15 protein-coding genes are annotated in these 17,873 nt (G+C 63.4%); 8 read left to right on the top strand and 7 right to left on the bottom strand.

Annotation, left to right across the window (positions count from 1 at the left end):
• Positions 1-36 precede the first annotated feature (36 nt).
• The 3 genes from NAV27_RS18125 to upp are packed head-to-tail and all read right to left on the bottom strand — an operon-like array spanning position 37 to position 2,284.
• The gene (locus NAV27_RS18125) at positions 37-387 is read right to left on the bottom strand and encodes a YkgJ family cysteine cluster protein (protein WP_102828703.1); all 351 of its coding nucleotides are present in this window, start codon (positions 385-387) and stop codon (positions 37-39) included.
• Positions 384-1,643, bottom strand: coding sequence for a uracil-xanthine permease family protein (locus tag NAV27_RS18120; protein ID WP_102828704.1), 1,260 nt, complete (start codon positions 1,641-1,643; stop codon positions 384-386). Before NAV27_RS18120 ends, NAV27_RS18125 begins: the two co-directional genes overlap by 4 nt.
• A 2-nt stretch (positions 1,644-1,645) precedes the next feature.
• Complete coding sequence (upp, locus tag NAV27_RS18115) at positions 1,646-2,284, bottom strand: uracil phosphoribosyltransferase (RefSeq protein ID WP_008567044.1); 639 nt, start codon at positions 2,282-2,284, stop codon at positions 1,646-1,648.
• Between the two features lie 285 nt (positions 2,285-2,569).
• On the opposite strand from upp, the gene NAV27_RS18110 reads away from it, so the two are divergent.
• The 4 genes from NAV27_RS18110 to NAV27_RS18095 all read left to right on the top strand — a co-directional run bounded on the left by NAV27_RS18110 (position 2,570) and on the right by NAV27_RS18095 (position 9,833).
• Positions 2,570-3,127 (top strand): hypoxanthine-guanine phosphoribosyltransferase, encoded by a 558-nt coding sequence (locus tag NAV27_RS18110; RefSeq protein ID WP_008567043.1) that lies wholly within the window; start codon positions 2,570-2,572, stop codon positions 3,125-3,127.
• A 497-nt stretch (positions 3,128-3,624) separates the two neighbouring features.
• Positions 3,625-5,505: a DUF1302 domain-containing protein gene (locus tag NAV27_RS18105; RefSeq protein WP_008567042.1), complete on the top strand. Its 1,881-nt coding sequence runs from the start codon at positions 3,625-3,627 to the stop codon at positions 5,503-5,505.
• 99 nt (positions 5,506-5,604) lie between these two features.
• Positions 5,605-6,966, top strand: a complete 1,362-nt coding sequence (locus NAV27_RS18100) for a DUF1329 domain-containing protein (RefSeq protein ID WP_008567041.1) — start codon at positions 5,605-5,607, stop codon at positions 6,964-6,966.
• A 248-nt stretch (positions 6,967-7,214) separates the two neighbouring features.
• Positions 7,215-9,833 carry a LuxR C-terminal-related transcriptional regulator gene (locus NAV27_RS18095; protein WP_102828705.1) on the top strand — a complete coding sequence of 873 codons (2,619 nt, stop codon included), beginning with the start codon at positions 7,215-7,217 and terminating at the stop codon, positions 9,831-9,833.
• A 154-nt stretch (positions 9,834-9,987) separates the two neighbouring features.
• On the opposite strand, the gene NAV27_RS18090 is transcribed toward NAV27_RS18095, so the two are convergent.
• From NAV27_RS18090 to NAV27_RS18075, 4 genes are all read right to left on the bottom strand, one after another.
• Positions 9,988-10,257, bottom strand: a complete 270-nt coding sequence (locus NAV27_RS18090; RefSeq protein WP_102828706.1) for a DUF3509 domain-containing protein — start codon at positions 10,255-10,257, stop codon at positions 9,988-9,990.
• A 92-nt stretch (positions 10,258-10,349) separates the two neighbouring features.
• Positions 10,350-10,607, bottom strand: a complete 258-nt coding sequence (locus NAV27_RS18085) for a YebG family protein (RefSeq protein WP_008567037.1) — start codon at positions 10,605-10,607, stop codon at positions 10,350-10,352.
• Between the two features lie 83 nt (positions 10,608-10,690).
• Complete coding sequence (locus NAV27_RS18080; protein ID WP_102828707.1) at positions 10,691-11,158, bottom strand: multidrug transporter; 468 nt, start codon at positions 11,156-11,158, stop codon at positions 10,691-10,693.
• A gap of 96 nt (positions 11,159-11,254) precedes the next feature.
• On the bottom strand, positions 11,255-11,707 hold the full coding sequence (locus tag NAV27_RS18075) for a DciA family protein (RefSeq protein ID WP_102828708.1): 453 nt from the start codon (positions 11,705-11,707) through the stop codon (positions 11,255-11,257).
• A 232-nt stretch (positions 11,708-11,939) separates the two neighbouring features.
• Between NAV27_RS18075 and secA the strand changes: the two genes are divergently transcribed.
• The 4 genes from secA (at position 11,940) to ahpC (ending at position 17,741) form a co-directional block, all read left to right on the top strand.
• The gene (gene secA, locus NAV27_RS18070) at positions 11,940-14,678 is read left to right on the top strand and encodes a preprotein translocase subunit SecA (RefSeq protein WP_102828709.1); all 2,739 of its coding nucleotides are present in this window, start codon (positions 11,940-11,942) and stop codon (positions 14,676-14,678) included.
• Between the two features lie 107 nt (positions 14,679-14,785).
• The gene (argJ, locus tag NAV27_RS18065) at positions 14,786-16,003 is read left to right on the top strand and encodes a bifunctional glutamate N-acetyltransferase/amino-acid acetyltransferase ArgJ (protein ID WP_102828710.1); all 1,218 of its coding nucleotides are present in this window, start codon (positions 14,786-14,788) and stop codon (positions 16,001-16,003) included.
• Positions 16,004-16,060: 57 nt separating this feature from the next.
• Complete coding sequence (locus NAV27_RS18060; RefSeq protein ID WP_102828711.1) at positions 16,061-17,002, top strand: Nudix family hydrolase; 942 nt, start codon at positions 16,061-16,063, stop codon at positions 17,000-17,002.
• Positions 17,003-17,177: 175 nt separating this feature from the next.
• Positions 17,178-17,741, top strand: coding sequence for an alkyl hydroperoxide reductase subunit C (gene ahpC / locus NAV27_RS18055; RefSeq protein ID WP_003288553.1), 564 nt, complete (start codon positions 17,178-17,180; stop codon positions 17,739-17,741).
• Positions 17,742-17,873: the final 132 nt, after the last annotated feature.

The following is a 17,873-nucleotide window of genomic DNA, read 5'->3' as shown; positions in this document are numbered from 1 at the left end:
GCTCCGGGCCGGAGCTGCGCAACCCTTTCTCAGGACTCAGCGATAGGCCAAGGCACTGCCTTGGCGTTCTTCCAGGCAGTCCGCCGACCCCAGCTCGAATTCGCGACAGATCAACGGGCGTACCGCGTAAATGGTGCAGCGCATGCTGTCGCGATCGAGCGCCGCGCACCAGCCATCAGCCAGTCGGCGCATGACCTGCCCACCCCAGGCGTCGATGTCGATGAAGCGGGCTGGCACGTCGCGCTCGCCGAACAGCAGCACCTCCAGACGGCAGCAGCAGGCGGCGCAGCTGCTGCAACTCACCGGCGCATCCTCCAGCTGCCGATGAGGAATTTCACCGGTGGCGCGGCTGTCGATCGCGTCGCGGCCTGATGTAACCCGCTTCAAACGCTGTCGTTCAGCTGCTTGTTGCGCCAGCCTTCGCCGCCCGGCAACAGCACGTTGAGCAGCAGCGCGACGAGAGCGCACAGCGAGATGCCTGACAGGCTGAATTCGCCTTGACCGAACGCCATGCCGCCGATGCCGAATACCAGCGTGACCGAGACGATGATCAGGTTGCGTGCCTCGGAGAGGTCCACTTGATGGCGAATCAGGGTGCTCAAGCCGACCACTGCAATCGAACCGAACAACAGGCAGAGGATTCCGCCCATCACCGGAACCGGAATGCTCAGCAGGCCCGCGCCGAACTTGCCGATGAAGGCCAGAACGATGGCGAAGATCGCTGCCCAGGTCATGATCTTCGGGTTGTAATTCTTGGTCAGCATCACCGCGCCCGTTACCTCGGCATAGGTCGTGTTGGGCGGGCCGCCGAACAGACCGGCGGCCGACGTGGCCAGGCCATCGCCCAGCAGGGTGCGATGCAGGCCGGGCTGCTTGATGTAGTTGTTACCGGTGACGCTGCCGATTGCGACCACACCGCCGATGTGCTCGATGGCCGGAGCCAGCGCGACCGGCACCATGAACAGGATTGCGCCCAGATGGAACTCCGGTGCGACGAAGTTGGGCATCGCCAGCCAGGGCGCGGCGACGATGGCATCGGTATCGACCACGCCGAAGGCCAGCGACAGTCCGTAGCCGACGCTGACGCCGGCGAGGATCGGCACCAGGCGGAACAGGCCCTTGCCGAGCACGGCGACCAGCAGCGTGGTGACCAGCGCCGGCATCGAGATCATCATCGCGGTGGCATAGGGCACCAACTGGGCGCTGCCGTCGCCGGCTTTGCCCATCGCCATGTTGGCCGCGACCGGCGACAGCGCCAGACCGATGGAGATGATCACCGGCGCGATCACCACCGGCGGCAGCAGACGGTCGATGAACGCCGGCCCTTTCAGACGCACGGCGAAGCCGAGCAGCACGTAGACCAGGCCGGCCGCGACTACGCCACCGAGTACTGCGGGCAGGCCGAACTCGCCTTTGGCAGCGATGATCGGGGCGATGAAGGCGAAACTGGACGCCAGAAACACCGGCACCTGGCGTCGCGTCACCAGCTGGAACAGCAGCGTGCCGAGGCCCGCGGTGAACAGTGCGACGTTGGGATCCATTCCGGTGATCAGCGGCATCAGCACCAGCGCGCCGAACGCGACGAACAGCATCTGCGCACCGGCCAGCACCTGGCGGGCGACAGGTTCTTGCGGGTTCGTCATGCTCAGACGTCCTTCTGCTTGGTGCCGAAGATCTTGTCGCCGGCGTCACCCAGGCCGGGAACGATGTAGCCGTTCTCGTCCAGACGCTCGTCGATGGAGGCGGTGAAAATCATCACGTCGGGATGTGCACGCTCGACCGCGGCGATGCCTTCCGGTGCGGCCACCAACACCAGTGCACGAATTTCCTTGCAGCCGGCCTTCTTCAGCATGTCGATGGTGGCGACCATCGAGCCGCCCGTCGCCAGCATCGGATCGATGATGATGGCCAGACGCTGGTTGATTTCCGGTACCAGTTTTTCCAGGTAGGTCTGCGCCTGCAGGGTCTGCTCGTTGCGCGCGATGCCGACCGCGCTCACCTTCGCTCCGGGAATCAGACTGAGCACGCCGTCGAGCATGCCGATGCCGGCGCGCAGGATGGGCACCACCGTGATCTTCTTGCCGGAAATCTTCTCGACCTGCACCGGGCCGCACCAGCCGTCGATGCTGCAGTGCTCAAGCGGTAGGTCGCTGGTCGCCTCGTAGGTGAGGATCGAACCGACTTCCTGGGCCAGTTCCCGGAAGTTCTTGGTGCTGATGTCGGCACGGCGCATCAGGCCGAGCTTGTGGCGGATCAGCGGATGGCGGATCTCTCGAATAGACATGGGGCGGCTCCGGCGCTCGATTAAACCGGCGTAGAGTAAAGCATCGCCGTGCCACGGGCTACGCGGGTTGCGTTGATCTCACGACTTGCTGAGCCGGGGTCGGTTGAGTATCGTGCCGTCCCTTCGCTTCAGGACCGCACAGTGGTCTGAACTGACTGACCGGTCAGGCAGATTACATGGGCAGCGGGTCGTTTTTTCAGGCGGTCGAGCGCCTGGCGACTTTTCAACCAGGCCCGTACCCGCGATTCTGACTTCTCAACGCTAGCCCATCTGGAGAAATGCTCCATGTCCGTCGATCTCGTACACATCCGCCAGATCATGGCCGAAAGCGACTGCCTGTACACCGAAGCCGAAGTCGAAGCGGCCATCGACGCCGTCGCCGGGAAGATCAATGCCGAGCTGGCGGAGCGTAATCCGGTAGTGTTCTGCGTGATGAACGGCGGGCTGATCTTCGCTGGAAAGCTGATGACCAAGCTGAATTTCCCGCTGGAGCTGTCCTATCTGCACGCTTCGCGCTATCGCAACGAAACCAGCGGCGGCGAGCTGTTCTGGAAGGCCAAGCCGGAAATCTCCTTCATCGATCGCGATGTGCTGATCATCGATGACATTCTCGACGAAGGACACACGCTGGGCGCGATCATCGATTTCTGCCGGCATGCCGGTGCTGCCGCGGTGCACACCGCAGTGCTGATTGACAAGGATCATCAGCGCAAGGCGCGCCCGGATCTCAAGGCCAACTATGTGGGCCTGCGCTGCATCGACCGGTTCATCTTCGGTTACGGCATGGATTACAAGGGCTATTGGCGCAACGCGCCAGGTATCTTCGCAGTCAAAGGGCTATGATAGCCGCCGCCGCTTTCGAGCGGCGTATCCGATAGCACCTGAGCCACTCCTGGCGACCCGAGGTTCGGGTCGCTATGACGCTACGTCGCGGCATCGTGTTTCGTTTCGTCTCAAACGCTCCGCGGCTGCGTAACGCAACCACACGCATCAGGCGTTTTGCGCTCGCGCGCCTTCCCTTCGTCCCGCCTTCATTTTCCGCGCCGTAGTGCTCGCGACAGCGAGACCGCCCCAGCTACACCTACGACTTTCGGATAAACGTCACAAGTTTGCGTGTCGTTTTGTCACGGCCGCTCTATTTCGGCCTTTGCCGCCCGGGGAATCATGGCTAAGCTCGATGTGCCATACATCAGCGCGGCGCTTTGCCATCGCGCTCAAATCCAATGCTGGGACGGTCTTTCATACTTAAGGATGACAGGCTAAATCAAACCTTCGTGCGCTTAACCCTCCGCAGAGCTCTGGGTAGGGTTGGCGTACATCGAACCAACCAGGAGCGCCTCATGACAAAAACAACAAGGCAAGGAATCTTCCAGCCCACCTCCCTCGCTCTGGCGATTGCCCTGAGCACCGCGGCACCGGCTTACGCGGTCAACTTCAACATTGGTGAGATCGAAGGCCAGTTCGACTCATCCATGTCGATCGGCGCCAGCTGGTCGATGGCGGATCGGGATATGGACCTGGTTGGCGCAGCCAATGGCGGCACTGGCTTCACTCAGACTGGTGACGACGGGCGACTGAACTTCAAGAAGGGCGAGACCTTCTCCAAGATCTTCAAGGGTGTGCATGACCTCGAGCTGCGCTATCGCGACAGCGGCGCGTTCGTGCGCGGCAAGTACTGGTACGACTTCGAGCTTAAGGACGAGAGCCGCCTGTTCAAGGACATCAGCGACAGCAACCGCAAGGAAGCCGCCCAGTCTTCCGGCGCCGAGATCCTCGACGCGTTCCTCTATCACAACTATTACCTGGGCGAGCTGCCGGGCACCGTGCGGATCGGCCGGCAGGTGGTGAGTTGGGGTGAGAGCACCTTCATCGGCAACTCCATCAACTCGATCAACCCGCTGGACGCCGCGGCGTTCCGTCGCCCGGGCGCGGAGATCAAGGAAGGCCTGATTCCGGTCAACATGCTCTACGTCTCGCAGAGCCTGACCGACCGCCTGAGCATGGAGGCGTTCTATCAGCTGGAATGGGATCAGACGATTGTCGATAACTGCGGAACGTTCTTCTCGGGAGCTGATGTCGCGGCGGATGGCTGTGACAATAATTACAACGTCGGGCCGGCTGCGCTTGCCTCGACATTGAACGGGCCATTGGGAGGCTTCGCCACGGCCGCCGGCGTTTCCTATTCCGACGAGGGCGTGATGATCCCGCGCGGTGGTGACCGTGATGCTCGTGACTCCGGTCAGTATGGCCTGGCATTGCGCTGGCTTGGCGACAGCACCGAGTACGGTGCCTATTTCATGAACTATCACAGTCGTACGCCGATCGTGAGCACCCATACTGCCGGCCTTGGGACCTTTGCTGCTGCCCAAGGGGCTGGAGCTGCAGCCGGCCAAGCGGTAATCGAGTCGGTTGTGGCGCAGCTCGTGCAGGCAGGGATTCCGTTGGCTCAAGCAATTCCGATGGCTCAGCAGATGGCGGGAGGACTCGCTGCTCAGGCCGGCACCGCGATCGGCGGCGCGGTGTTGCTCGGCAACGGTCAGTACTACTTGGAATATCCTGAAGACATCCAGCTTTACGGTTTGAGCTTCTCTACGACGTTGCCCACCGGCACAGCCTGGTCCGGTGAAATGAGTTACCGGCCTAACGCGCCTATCCAGATCAATACCACCGACGTCACGCTTGAGCTAACTGACCCCACTCGGGCAGGGCTAGATAATCGCGGCTATAACCGCAAGGAAATCACCCAACTGCAAACTACCTTCACGCATTTCTTCGACCAGGTGCTGGGGGCGGAGCGCGTGACTGTGGTGGGCGAGATTGGTTACGCGCATGTTGGCGGACTGGAGAGTACAAGCGAGGTTCGCTATGGCCGCGACGCCAACTTCGGTACGCCTACCGACGCTGCCGCGCTGGCTGCCAACGGCTGGCATGGTTTCGTCACCGCCAACTCCTGGGGCTATCGCCTGCGCGCCATCGCCGACTACAACAACGTCTTCGCCGGCATCAACCTGAAGCCGAACCTGTCTTTCTCCCACGACGTCGATGGTTATGGCCCGAACGGTCTGTTCAACGAGGATTCCAAGGCGCTCAGTATCGGTCTGGATGCCGAGTACCAAAACACCTACACCGCCAGCCTGTCCTACACCGATTTCTTCGATGGCGACTACAACATGCTGGTCGACCGCGACTTCCTCGCGTTCAGCGTGGGCGTGAACTTCTAAAGGGGGCGTTAGCTGACCGGTGCGTCGGACGGCACATCCGGTCAGCGACAAGTGTTACCGATGGCCTCCGGCCAAACAGATCAGAGGAACTGGAATCGTATGAAAACAACAAGAAAACTGTTCAGTGTCTTGGCTCTTTCCCTGCTCGCCAGCAGCGTCATGGCGGCGGTGTCTCCTGAGGAGGCCGCCAAGCTTGGTACGACGCTGACGCCGCTGGGCGCGGAAAAAGCCGGTAACGCCGACGGCAGCATTCCCGAGTGGACCGGTGGTCTGACGACCGATGCCGCACCGCTGAAAAGCGGCCACCTCACCGATCCCTTCAAGGGCGAGCAGCCGAAGCTCGTCATCACCGCGCAGAATGCCGAGCAGCACAAGGACAAGCTGACTGCCGGTCAGCTGGCGATGTTCAAACGCTATCCGGAAACCTACAAGATTCGCGTGTTTCCGACACACCGTAGCGCCGCCGTGCCGGACAAGATCTATGAGGCGGCGAAGAAAAGCGCGCAGAACGTCTCGCTGGTCGAAGGTGGAAATGGCGTCAGCGGCTTCACCGAAAGCCGCTACTACGCGTTCCCGATTCCGCAGAACGGCCTCGAGGTGATCTGGAACCACATCACCCGTTATCGCGGTGGCAACGTGCGCCGCAACATCGTCCAGGCGACTCCGCAAACCAATGGCAGCTACACCCTGGTCCACTTCGAGGATGAAGTCGCTTTCCCGAGTGACATGAGCGATCTGGACGCCGAGCGCGCCAAGAACGCGCTGCTGTTCTTCAAGCAGCGCGTGACCGCTCCGTCGCGCCTGGCGGGCAACGTGCTGCTGGTGCACGACTCGCTCGATCAGGTGAAGGATCCGCGTCAGGCCTGGATCTACAACGCCGGCCAGCGCCGCGTGCGGCGTGCGCCGCAGGTTGCCTACGACGGTCCGGGTACCGCGTCGGACGGCATGCGTACCACCGACAACTTCGACATGTTCAGCGGCGCGCCAGACCGCTACGACTGGAAACTGATCGGCAAGAAGGAGCTGTACATTCCCTACAACAGCTTCGAGATTGCCTCCAGCGATCTGAAGTACGCTGACATCATCAAGGCCGGGCACGTCAATCAGGATCTCGCGCGCTACGAGCTGCACCGTGTGTGGGAAATCGAGGCGAACCTGAAGAGCGGCGAGCGCAACATCTACGCCAAGCGTCGTTTCTTCGTTGACGAGGACACCTGGACCATCGTCCAGTCGGAGCTGTACGACGGGCGTGGCCAGCTGTGGCGCGTGGGTGAAGGGCACATGCTGCAGTACTACCAGCACAAGGTGCCGGCCTACGCGTTCGAGTCGCTCTACGACATCATTTCCGGCCGCTACATCGCGATCGGCATGAGCAACGAGGAAAAACCGTTCGACTGGGGTTACAAGGCATCCGCCCGTGACTTCACGCCAGCGGCCCTGCGTAACGCTGGGGTGCGCTGAGCCTCGAGCGGGTATGCAGTGTAAAAAAGGCGGCCAGAAGGCCGCCTTTTTTGTGCGCGCAGGGATGAGAGCACGCGCAGAACTGGGTGCGATCTGCGTGCAACAGGGCTGCTGATTGCACAAGCAGGTCGACAAAACGCTGCTGATGCGTCAGGTTGCACAGGTGGAGCGGACCGCCAGCAAGGGATACGCCTGGTCAGCCGCTTGCCATTTCATGGACTGAATATACGAATAAGAGAAACGTTGCCATGTCCGTACGCCTCCTCCCCGATGCGATCAGCGCCGCGACGGCGCAGGCGCAGGTTGCGACCATTCCACGTTTGCCGCCGGCGCATGTTGCGCGGCCGCGGCTCGCCGACGCCTTGCTTGCCGCGGACTGTCGGTTGCGGTTGATCTGCGCACCTGCCGGTTTCGGCAAGACGGTGCTGATGAGTGAATGTGCCCGCCGCATGCCGGCCGATACCACGCTGGTCTGGCTGGATCTGGGTGGTCGATTCTTCTCGCCGCAGGAGCTGTATGCCCAGCTGGCTGCGGCGCTGGGCTTTCCGGTTGTGGACGGCGATGTGCAACGGCAGCTGATCGCGCTGCTCGGACAGGTTCGCCAGCCACTCTGGATCATGCTCGACGATTATCCGCGTGAGGTCTGCCCGGCTCTGGACGCCTGTCTGGATATGCTGCTGGAGCAGACCGCCGATTCGGTCAGCTGGTGGGTCAACAGTCGGCGGCAGCCGGCGTGGAAGCTGCCGCGTCTGTTGCTGCAGGGGCATCTGTTCGAGCTCGACGCCGCTGCCCTTGCGCTCACCGCCGAGGAGCTGGCTCAGGTCCTGCGTGCTTATCGGCTGCAACTGCCCGCGGACAGTTTCCAGCAGCTGCTGGCGGGCACCGAAGGCTGGCCTGCCGGCGTTTGCCTGATGCTGCTCAACGCCGATGAACAGGCGCTGCGCGAACGTCTGCTGGCCGGCACGCCGTTGCTACGCGATTACATCCAGCGCGAAGTGCTGCAGGGCCAGAGCGAGGATATCCGGCGCGCGCTGTTCGCCCTCGCGCGAATGCCGCGCTTTTCCGCCGAGCTTTGCGACCACGTGCTCGATTGCACAGGCGCCGATCTGCTCGATGTGCTCAAGACCTTCCAGCTGTTCGTGCGGCAGATCGACAACTGCGGCGAATGGTTTCGCTTGTGGCGGCCGCTTGCGCTGCTGCTGCAGCGTTTTCCCGAGGCGACCTCATCGACGCAGGTGCATCTGCGTGCTTGCCAGTGGTTCGCCAGCCGCGGCGATATGCGCGAGGCAGTCGAGCATGCGCTGTGGGCCGGCCAGCCTGAGGTGGCGGCGAACTATCTGCAGCGTTACGGGCAGGAGCAGTTGCTGATCGGCGACAACGTCTCGCATTTTCTCAAGTGGCGCAGCGAGCTGCCGCAGGATCTGTTCGCCAGTACTACGCGACTGATCGTGCTGCAGGGGTGGGCGCTGATCGTGTCCGCGCGGCTCGACGAGGTCGACGACTGCCTGGCCGAACTCTCCAAGTTCTTCCCGCAGCCCGATGCTCGTCGGCAGATCCAGCTGTTGGCGCAATGGCAGGCACTGCGCGGCTTCCTGGCCCGTTTGCGCGGTGAGCCCGAAGCGCGCGAGCACTGTCTGCAGGCGCTCGAGGTGCTTTCCGATCATGCGTGGGCGCAGCGTGTGCTGTGTCTGCAGGCGCTTACGCAGCACGCGATGGCTGAGAGCGAGCTCGAGCTCGCCCAGCACTACAACAGCGAAGGCATGAAGCTCGCGCGGCTCAAGGGCAGCGTGCTGTACGAGGTGATGCTCAGCGTCGATCGCATCCAACTGCTGGAGCTGACCGGCGAGTTCGAGCGCGCCGTCGGCGTGCTCGACGAGGCGTTGCGTGCGCTGCGCGACACGGTTCGGCACAGCCCGATCATCGGCCGGCTGCAGCTGCTGCAAGGGCATCTACTGGCGTATCAGGGGTTGGACGAACAGGCCCGCGAGGCCTATCAGCAGGGGCGGCTGGAAACCGAAACCTGCGGCGATTCCTACGCCTTTTTCGGCTACGTCGGCCTCGCCGAACTGGCTGCGCGCAATCATGAATTTGCCGATGCGTATCACTGGTTGCGCGAGGCCGAGCGCCTCACGCAATGGCGACACGTACCGGAGGCGCGCTTTCGCGGCATCCTGCGGCTGATTACCGGCGTCGCCTGGTTGCATCAGGGCGAGCTGAAGAAGGCGCGCACGGCGCTGGAGCAGGTGCGGCAGCTGTTCGAGGGCCAGCGCTTCCTGCCGCCGTCCGGGTTCTACGAGCTGCTGCCGCGTTTGCGCCGCTACCTGGCCGTCATCGACATGCTGGAGGGACAGCCGGATGCGGCAGTCCAGGCGCTGCAAGGGCTGATCGAGCGGAATCTGCGAGCGCAGCGGCTGGGGTTGGCGTGCGAGTGCCGCTTCTCGCTGGCTGAAGCGCTGTTGGCGTGCGGCCAGCCGCTGGAGGCCGATCAGGAGCTGCGCAAGGCGCTCAGCGAGGCGGTACGTCAGCAGCTGGTCAAACCGCTTTACGAGCTGCAGCACCGGCAGCCGCAATGGCTGGCGCGCATCCTTCCGGCGGCGACCCGCGGCGAAAGCCTGCGCGACCGATTGCAGCAGTACGAGCGCGAGCCTGGCGAGGCGCCTGCCTGTGGCGATGACGTGCTGTTGAGCAATCGTGAGCTGACGGTGCTGCGGCTGATCGCGCAGGGCTGCTCTAATCAGGAGATTGCCGAGCAGCTGTTCATCTCGCTGCATACCGTCAAGACGCATGCGCGACGGATCAACACCAAGCTCGGCGTGGCGCGTCGTACCCAGGCGGTAGCCAAGGCCAAGGCGCTGGCCTGGCTCTGAAACGATGCGGGTAAGTCAGGGCTAGCGCCGGGGGCCGGGGTGCAGGCGGGGCGAAGCGTGCCGGCTCGGGCGAGCGGCATGACGGGTTTCAGGATGCTTGTTGTTATTGTCGTGGCGGGAGGGCATGGCGAGCGATTTGTCGCCGGCTGAAGGATTACAGCGCGGCGACGCGGGCCCCTTCGGCGAAGCCGGATAGCGGTGGCGACTCGCCACGCTCGATCGTCAGGCTGACCCGCAGGCTGGTGATCAGTCGTTGCAGTTGCTGCGGGTCGCGCCATTGCTCGGCACTGATGAAGCGCTTCACGGCCACGCCCTTGGCGTCGGTGAGCGTCAGTAGAATGCTGCCGTCGGGCTTCTCGATGCTGAAGTTAACGCAGTAGTGCGGCTGGAATGCATCGCTGATCCGCTGGAATGAATTCGTCATGCCGGAATACCTGTCTGAAAAGGCTGCGAGTCATTGACCCGGCCTGGGCCCTACAAGTTTCCGCCGCCCGGCCCCCTACGGATAGGCTCGCTTCAGGCGTCGCGTGGCGGTAGCTCGGCAAGCGCCTCGGCGTTGTTCTTGAATGCTCGGGAGAAGACGTCGCGGTGGCGTGCCATGAAGATGCCGAGATCCTCGCTCTGCTGTTCGTTCAGCGACGGTACCGCTTGTTGCAGAACGGTGGCCAGCGCTTCGGCCAGTTCCAGCATCTTGTCGTGACGGTCTGCTTCGGCTTTATCCATGAACAAACGCTCCAGGTCCCGGCTGCTGCGGTATACCACTTCGACGGCCATTACCCACCTCGGCTCAGTTGGCAGATTGATACTGTTTATTCATACAGGATAAAGGCTGAGGTGTCGGATGGGAAGGCGCGCGTTCAATCATCGCCGAAGCGGCCGCGAAGGTTCTCGGCTTGGAACTCCAGCGTACTGGCGCGATAGCCTGCACGAAGCGGCGGCAGTGGCAGGCAGGATTGCCACTGCGCTCCACTCTGAAGATCACCAGGGCCCTGATAGATGGGGGCGTCGTAGGCGTTCTGTACCAGATTGGTGCGGGTACCTGGCATGTGCGCCGTCACATCCCAGCGCAGGCTGCGCAGTGCGCGCCCGCTGTTATTGCGCAGGGTGACGCGCAGCGGCTGCGCGGCTGGGCATGGCCCGGGTGCGTAGCTCAGGTGCAGTTCGAGCCTGCCGAGCAGCTGTCGCTCACGATGCTCTTGCCACAGCACCCAACCAGCTACCAGTCCCAGCATCAGCAGCGCGCCGAGCGAGATCGGCACCGCCCGCAGCGGATAACGAACCAGCAGCACCAGCCAGGCGAGGATGAGTAGGGAGCCGATCAACATGAAATTTCGCTCCTGAAAGGCGGTGGCCGAAGCATTCGCTTCGCCCCTTCGAGAGTATCCGCTCGCCCGCCTGGTTGCTGCCGCGCCGGCTGCGGTTCAGTCGGCTTTGCCACGGCTGGCCAGGCGCTCCAGCGCGGCGCGCAGCCGTGGATCGCGAATGCCTTCGGCGGTTGCGTGAATATTGTCGGCCGCACAGGCTGACAACGGCGTAGTGCGAGGCGGCTCGTGACGCGCCGGGGGCGGCGGCTGCACCTTGAAGTGGATGCGTTCGAGGCCGGCGAATTCCTCGATGGCTTGCAGCTGGCGCAGCAGACGACGTTGCTGATAACGCAGGCGCGTGGCCCAGTGGCCGTCAGTCACGATCAGCAGCAGGCAGCCCTCGCGCCACGACGCCACGCGGCAGTGCTCACGGGCGGCCGGCTGTAGTTGGCTTTCCAGCAGGTGCTGCAGGTGATCGATGCGCCGCGCCTCGCCGAACAGCGCGCGCAGCGGTTTCGCTTCGCGGAGCAATGCGCCGGTGGCGCGTGCGGGCAGCGGACGAGAGGCCATGGCGGTTGCCTGAAAGATGGGGCGTCAATGGTAGCAGATGCCTGTAGCCGGCCGGTCGCGCCGCCGGCCGTTGTGCCGGTGCGAACGCTGGAAAACCGCGCGTTGCCGGTCCTCCGGGCTGCGCAGTCGTGCTGCTTTCCTCATAGACGTTTCCGAGTAGAATGGCCGCTTTGCACGCTGGCGGGGTCACCCACGGTCGTGCCTCCATCCTCAGCATGGAAGTCCCTGTCGTATGTTTGCGCCTTTATTGAAGAAACTCTTTGGAAGCAAGAACGAGCGTGAAGTCAAACGCATGCTCAAGGCGGTGCAGGCCGTCAATGCACTCGAAGAACAGATGCTGTCGCTCACCGACGAGCAACTGCGCGCCAAGACCGAAGAGTTCAAGGCCCGTCTCGAGAAAGGCGAGACCCTCGATCAGATTCTGCCGGAGGCCTTCGCCGTCTGCCGCGAGGCCGGCAAGCGGGTGATGGGCATGCGTCACTTCGATGTCCAGCTGATCGGCGGCATGACGTTGCACGAAGGCAAGATCGCCGAGATGCGCACTGGTGAAGGCAAGACGCTGGTGGCGACCCTGGCGGTGTACCTCAATGCACTGGCCGGCAAGGGCGTGCACGTGGTCACGGTGAACGACTACCTGGCCCGCCGCGACGCCAACTGGATGCGTCCGCTGTACGAATTTCTCGGTCTCTCGGTCGGCATCGTCACGCCGTTCCAGCCGCCGGAGGAGAAGCGCGCCGCCTACGCCGCCGACATCACCTACGGCACCAACAACGAATTCGGCTTCGATTACCTGCGCGACAACATGGCGTTCAGCATGCAGGAGAAGAATCAGCGCGAACTCAACTTCGCGGTCATCGACGAAGTCGACTCGATCCTCATCGATGAGGCGCGCACGCCGCTGATCATCTCCGGCCAATCCGAAGACAGCTCCAAGCTTTACCAGCAGATCAACGCGCTGATTCCGCGCCTCACTCAGCACATCGAGGAGGAAGAGGGCGTCGTCACCCAGGAGGGCCACTTCAGCATCGACGAGAAGACCCGCCAGGTCGAGCTGAACGAGCAGGGGCATCAGTTCATCGAGGAAATGCTGACCCAGGCAGGCTTGCTGGCCGAAGGCGAGAGCCTGTATTCGGCGCATAACCTGAGCCTGCTGACCCACGTCTATGCCGGCCTGCGCGCACACAAGCTGTTCCATCGCAACGTCGAGTACATCGTGCAGAACAACCAGGTGCTGCTGATCGACGAGCACACCGGTCGCACCATGCCGGGGCGTCGCCTCTCCGAGGGCCTGCACCAGGCTATCGAGGCGAAGGAAGGCCTGCAGATCCAGCCCGAGAGCCAGACCCTGGCCTCGACCACGTTCCAGAACTACTTCCGCCTGTACAAAAAGCTGTCCGGCATGACCGGCACCGCCGACACCGAGGCGTTCGAGTTCATGCAGATCTACGGCCTGCCGGTCATGGTCATTCCGACCAACAAGCCGCTGGCGCGCAAGGATTTCAACGACCTGGTCTACCTGACCCAGGAAGAGAAGTTCGCCGCGATCATCGCCGACATCAAAGAATGCCAGGGGCAGGGGCGTCCGGTGCTGGTCGGTACCGCGACCATCGAGAGCTCGGAATACGTTTCCCAGCTGCTGATCAAGGAAGGCATCGAGCACCAGGTGCTCAACGCCAAGTACCACGAGAAGGAAGCGGAGATCATCGCCCAGGCCGGTCGTCCGGGGGCGGTGACCATCGCCACCAACATGGCCGGCCGCGGTACCGACATCCTTCTGGGCGGCAACTGGGAAGTGGAAGTCGCCAAGCTGGAGAACCCCACCGACGAACAGGTCGCGCAGCTCAAGGCCGAGTGGCAGAAGCGCCACCAGCAGGTGATCGAGGCAGGTGGCCTGCACGTGATCGCCTCCGAGCGTCACGAGTCGCGTCGTATCGACAACCAGCTGCGCGGTCGTGCCGGTCGTCAGGGCGATCCGGGTTCCAGCCGCTTCTACCTGTCGCTGGAAGACAACCTGATGCGCATCTTCGCCTCCGACCGGGTGAAGAACTTCATGAAGGCTCTGGGCATGGAAGCGGGCGAGGCGATCGAGCACCGCATGGTTACCAATGCGATCGAGAAGGCGCAGCGCAAGGTCGAAGGCCGCAACTTCGACATCCGCAAGCAGCTGCTCGAGTTCGACGACGTGGCCAACGAGCAGCGCAAGGTGATCTACCACATGCGCAACAGCCTGCTGGCCGCCGAGGAGATTGGCGAGACCATCAGCGAGTTCCGCGACGAAGCGCTGAATGCCGCCATCAGCCAGCACATTCCGCCGCAATCGCTGCCCGAGCAGTGGGACATCGCCGGTCTGGAAGCGGTGCTGTACAGCGATTTCGGCCTGCGTCTGCCGGTGCAGCAGTGGCTCGACGAAGACGACAAGCTCTACGAGGAAACCCTGCGTGAGCGCATCTCCCAGATGCTGGTCGAGGCCTACCGCGAGAAGGAAGAGCTTGCCGGTGCCGACGCGCTGCGCACGTTCGAGAAGCAGATCGTGCTGCGCGTGCTGGATGATCTGTGGAAGGACCACCTGTCGACGATGGATCACCTGCGCCACGGTATCCACCTGCGCGGCTACGCGCAGAAGAACCCAAAGCAGGAGTACAAGCGCGAGTCCTTTGCGTTGTTCCAGGACCTGCTCGAGTCCATCAAGCGGGACAGCATCCGTGTGCTCTCGCATGTGCAAGTGCGCCGTGAGGACCCTGCCGAGGAGGAGGCGCGCCTGCGTCGCGAGGCCGAGGAGATGGCGCAGCGCATGCAGTTCAAGCACGAGGAAGTGTCCGCCCTGCAGCAGCCAGAAGAGCCCGAACAGGGCGAGCATGTGGCGGAAATCGCGCCGATGCCGGTGCGCACCGAGCCCAAGATCGGTCGCAACGAGCTCTGCCCGTGCGGCTCGGGCAAGAAATACAAGCATTGCCACGGGCAGGTCCAGTAAGCGGTCCCTTCCTCTGTGAACCCGCGCCGCGACCGGTTTTGCCGCTCGCGGCGTTTTTCTCCCTGTTTTTCGGCCTGCGGGCCATCTATGTCTGAAGGAGCGCGCTCATGGCGGTCGGTCTTGGTCCCCTACCTACTCTGCATCCGGTTCCCGGTTTCGAACTCGGCATCGCGTCGGCCGGCATCAAGCGTCCGGGGCGCAAGGATGTCGTGGTAATGCGCTGCGCCGAAGGCTCGCGCGTCGCCGGCGTGACTACCACCAATGCGTTCTGTGCAGCTCCGGTGCTGGTCACCCGCGAGCGCATGGCGGGCGAGGTGCGCTACCTGCTGACCAACACCGGCAACGCCAACGCCGGCACCGGCGCCGATGGCCTGGCCAATGCCCGCCGTACCTGCGCCGCGCTGGCAGCGCTGACCGGCGTCGACGAGACGGCCGTGCTGCCATTCTCCACCGGGGTGATCGGCGAACCGCTGCCGGTGGCCAAGATCGAGGGCGCCCTGCAGGCTGCGCTGGACGATCTGGCCGAGAACCACTGGGCCGAGGCCGCCACCGGCATCATGACCACCGATACCCTGCCCAAGGGTGCCAGCCGCCAGTTCCAGCATGACGGCGTGACCGTCACCGTGACCGGCATCTCCAAGGGTGCCGGCATGATCCGTCCGAACATGGCGACCATGCTCGGCTACATCGCCACCGACGCTAAGGTGGCGCGCGAGGTGCTGCAGGATCTGGTGCGCGATGCGGCGAACAAGTCGTTCAACCGCATCACCATCGATGGCGACACCTCCACCAACGACTGCTGCATGCTGATCGCCACCGGCCAGGCCAAGCTGCCGGAGATCACCTCGGCCTCCGGCGAGCTGTTCGCCAAGCTCAAGCAGGCGGTGTGCGAAGTGTTCATGGAAGTCGCCCAGGCCATCGTGCGTGACGGTGAAGGCGCGACCAAGTTCGTCACCGTGCAGGTCAACGGCGGCGCCAACCATCAGGAATGCCTGGATGTGGCCTACGCCGTGGCCCATTCTCCGCTGATCAAGACTGCGCTGTTCGCTTCCGATCCCAACTGGGGCCGTATCCTCGCCGCCGTCGGCTATGCCGGCGTGCCGAATCTGGATGTCAGCCTGATCGACGTCTATCTCGGCGAAGTGTGCATCGCCAGCCAGGGGGGTCGTTCGCCCAGCTACACCGAGGAGCAGGGCGCGGCGGTGATGGCGCGCGAAGAGATCACCATCCGCATCGAGCTGGGCCGTGGTGACTGCAGCGAGACCATCTGGACCACCGATCTGTCGCACGAGTACGTGAAGATCAACGCCGAATACCGTACCTGACCGCGTAGCACGCCGCAGCCCGGCCCCGCTGGCCCGGGCTGCGGTTCTGGAACTCTCATGCATCGAATCCATGTCGCGGCGGCGGTCATTCGATCCGCCGACCATCGTGTCCTGATCGCCAAGCGCCCGCTGGACAAGCATCAGGGCGGCCTGTGGGAATTTCCCGGTGGCAAGGTCGAGGCGGGCGAGACCGTCGAGGCGGCGCTGGCGCGCGAACTGCAGGAAGAGCTGGGCATCGAGGTCACGACCGCACGCCCACTGATTCAGGTACGTCACGATTATCCGGACAAGCAGGTGCTGCTGGATGTTTGGGAAGTGCTGGCCTTCGCCGGCGAGCCGCATGGTGCCGAGGGCCAGCCGCTGGCCTGGGTCGACCCTGCGGCGCTGCCCGAGTACGCGTTTCCGGCCGCCAACCAGCCGATCATCGCCGCGGCGCGCTTGCCGCACCACTACCTGATCACCCCGGAAAACCGCTCGCCGCGCCAGCTGCTGGATGGCATCGCCGCGGCGCTGGATACCGGTATCCACCTGCTCCAGCTGCGTGCGCCTGGCCTGTCGGATGCGGCGTACCGGGCACTGGCGGACGACGCGCAGGCGCTCTGCGCCGGCCGCGCGCAACTGATGCTCAAGGGGCCGCTGGAGTGGGCCGCGGATTTTCCGGCGGCCGGCTGGCATCTGACGTCGGCGCAGCTGCGGCGAATGGCCGCCCAGGGCCGGCCGTTGCCGCCGGAGCGCTGGTTGGCGGCATCCTGTCACGATGCGGCGGAACTGGCGCTGGCCACGACAGCCGGCGTCGACTTCGTGACCCTTTCGCCGGTGCAGGCCACCGCGACGCACCCCGACGTGGCCCCATTGGGCTGGCCACGGGCCAGCGCGTTGCTGCTAGGCTTCAACCAGCCGGCCTATCTGCTGGGTGGGCTCGGCCATGGCGACCTGACTCGTGCGCTGCATGCCGGTGCGCAGGGGATCGCGGGAATCCGGGCGTTCTGGCCTGACTGAACCCCTGAACGGATCGCCGGTCTTTGCGGATGTAGCATGCAATTGTGACTGCGGCTGAGCTGCGGTGATAGGTAAAGGCTATTCGGTTTATTCCCTTAATCAATTAACCGTATGCGGCTGGTTGCGCTATCGTAGGCCCCGTTAAGTTTTCTGAACCCCCCAAAGGAGTGAGCAGATGTCTCTGATCAACACCCAAGTCCAGCCGTTCAAGGTCAACGCTTTCCACAACGGCAAGTTCATCGAAGTCACCGAAGAATCCCTCAAGGGCAAGTGGTCCGTGCTGATCTTCATGCCGGCTGCCTTCACCTTCAACTGCCCGACCGAGATCGAAGACGCTGCCAACAACTACGCCGAGTTCCAGAAGGCCGGTGCCGAGGTGTACATCGTCACCACCGACACCCACTTCTCGCACAAGGTATGGCACGAGACTTCCCCTGCCGTTGGCAAGGCGCAGTTCCCGCTGATCGGCGACCCGACTCACCAGCTGACCAACGCGTTCGATGTTCACATCGCCGAGGAAGGTCTGGCGCTGCGTGGCACCTTCATCATCAACCCGGAAGGCGTCATCAAGACCCTGGAAATTCACTCCAACGAGATCGCGCGTGACGTCGGCGAGACCCTGCGCAAGCTGAAGGCCGCTCAGTACACCGCCGCTCACCCGGGCGAAGTCTGCCCGGCCAAGTGGAAGGAAGGCGAGAAGACCCTGGCTCCGTCGCTGGACCTGGTTGGCAAGATCTAAGGCATATCGCCGATCTGCCTTGCGTGCTGGCGAGGCCGTAATCCGGCCCTCGCCAACCCAACGCCTGGACGCGAACCGTCCGGGCGTTTTATTTCCTGAATTCCGAACGGGGTACCGCTGCTCATGTTGGAC

Origin of the sequence: Stutzerimonas degradans (assembly GCF_024448505.1) — a bacterium.
Taxonomy (GTDB): domain Bacteria; phylum Pseudomonadota; class Gammaproteobacteria; order Pseudomonadales; family Pseudomonadaceae; genus Stutzerimonas; species Stutzerimonas degradans.
Note: the sequence above shows the minus strand (reverse complement) of the source record. Positions and strands in the feature narration are given on the sequence as shown.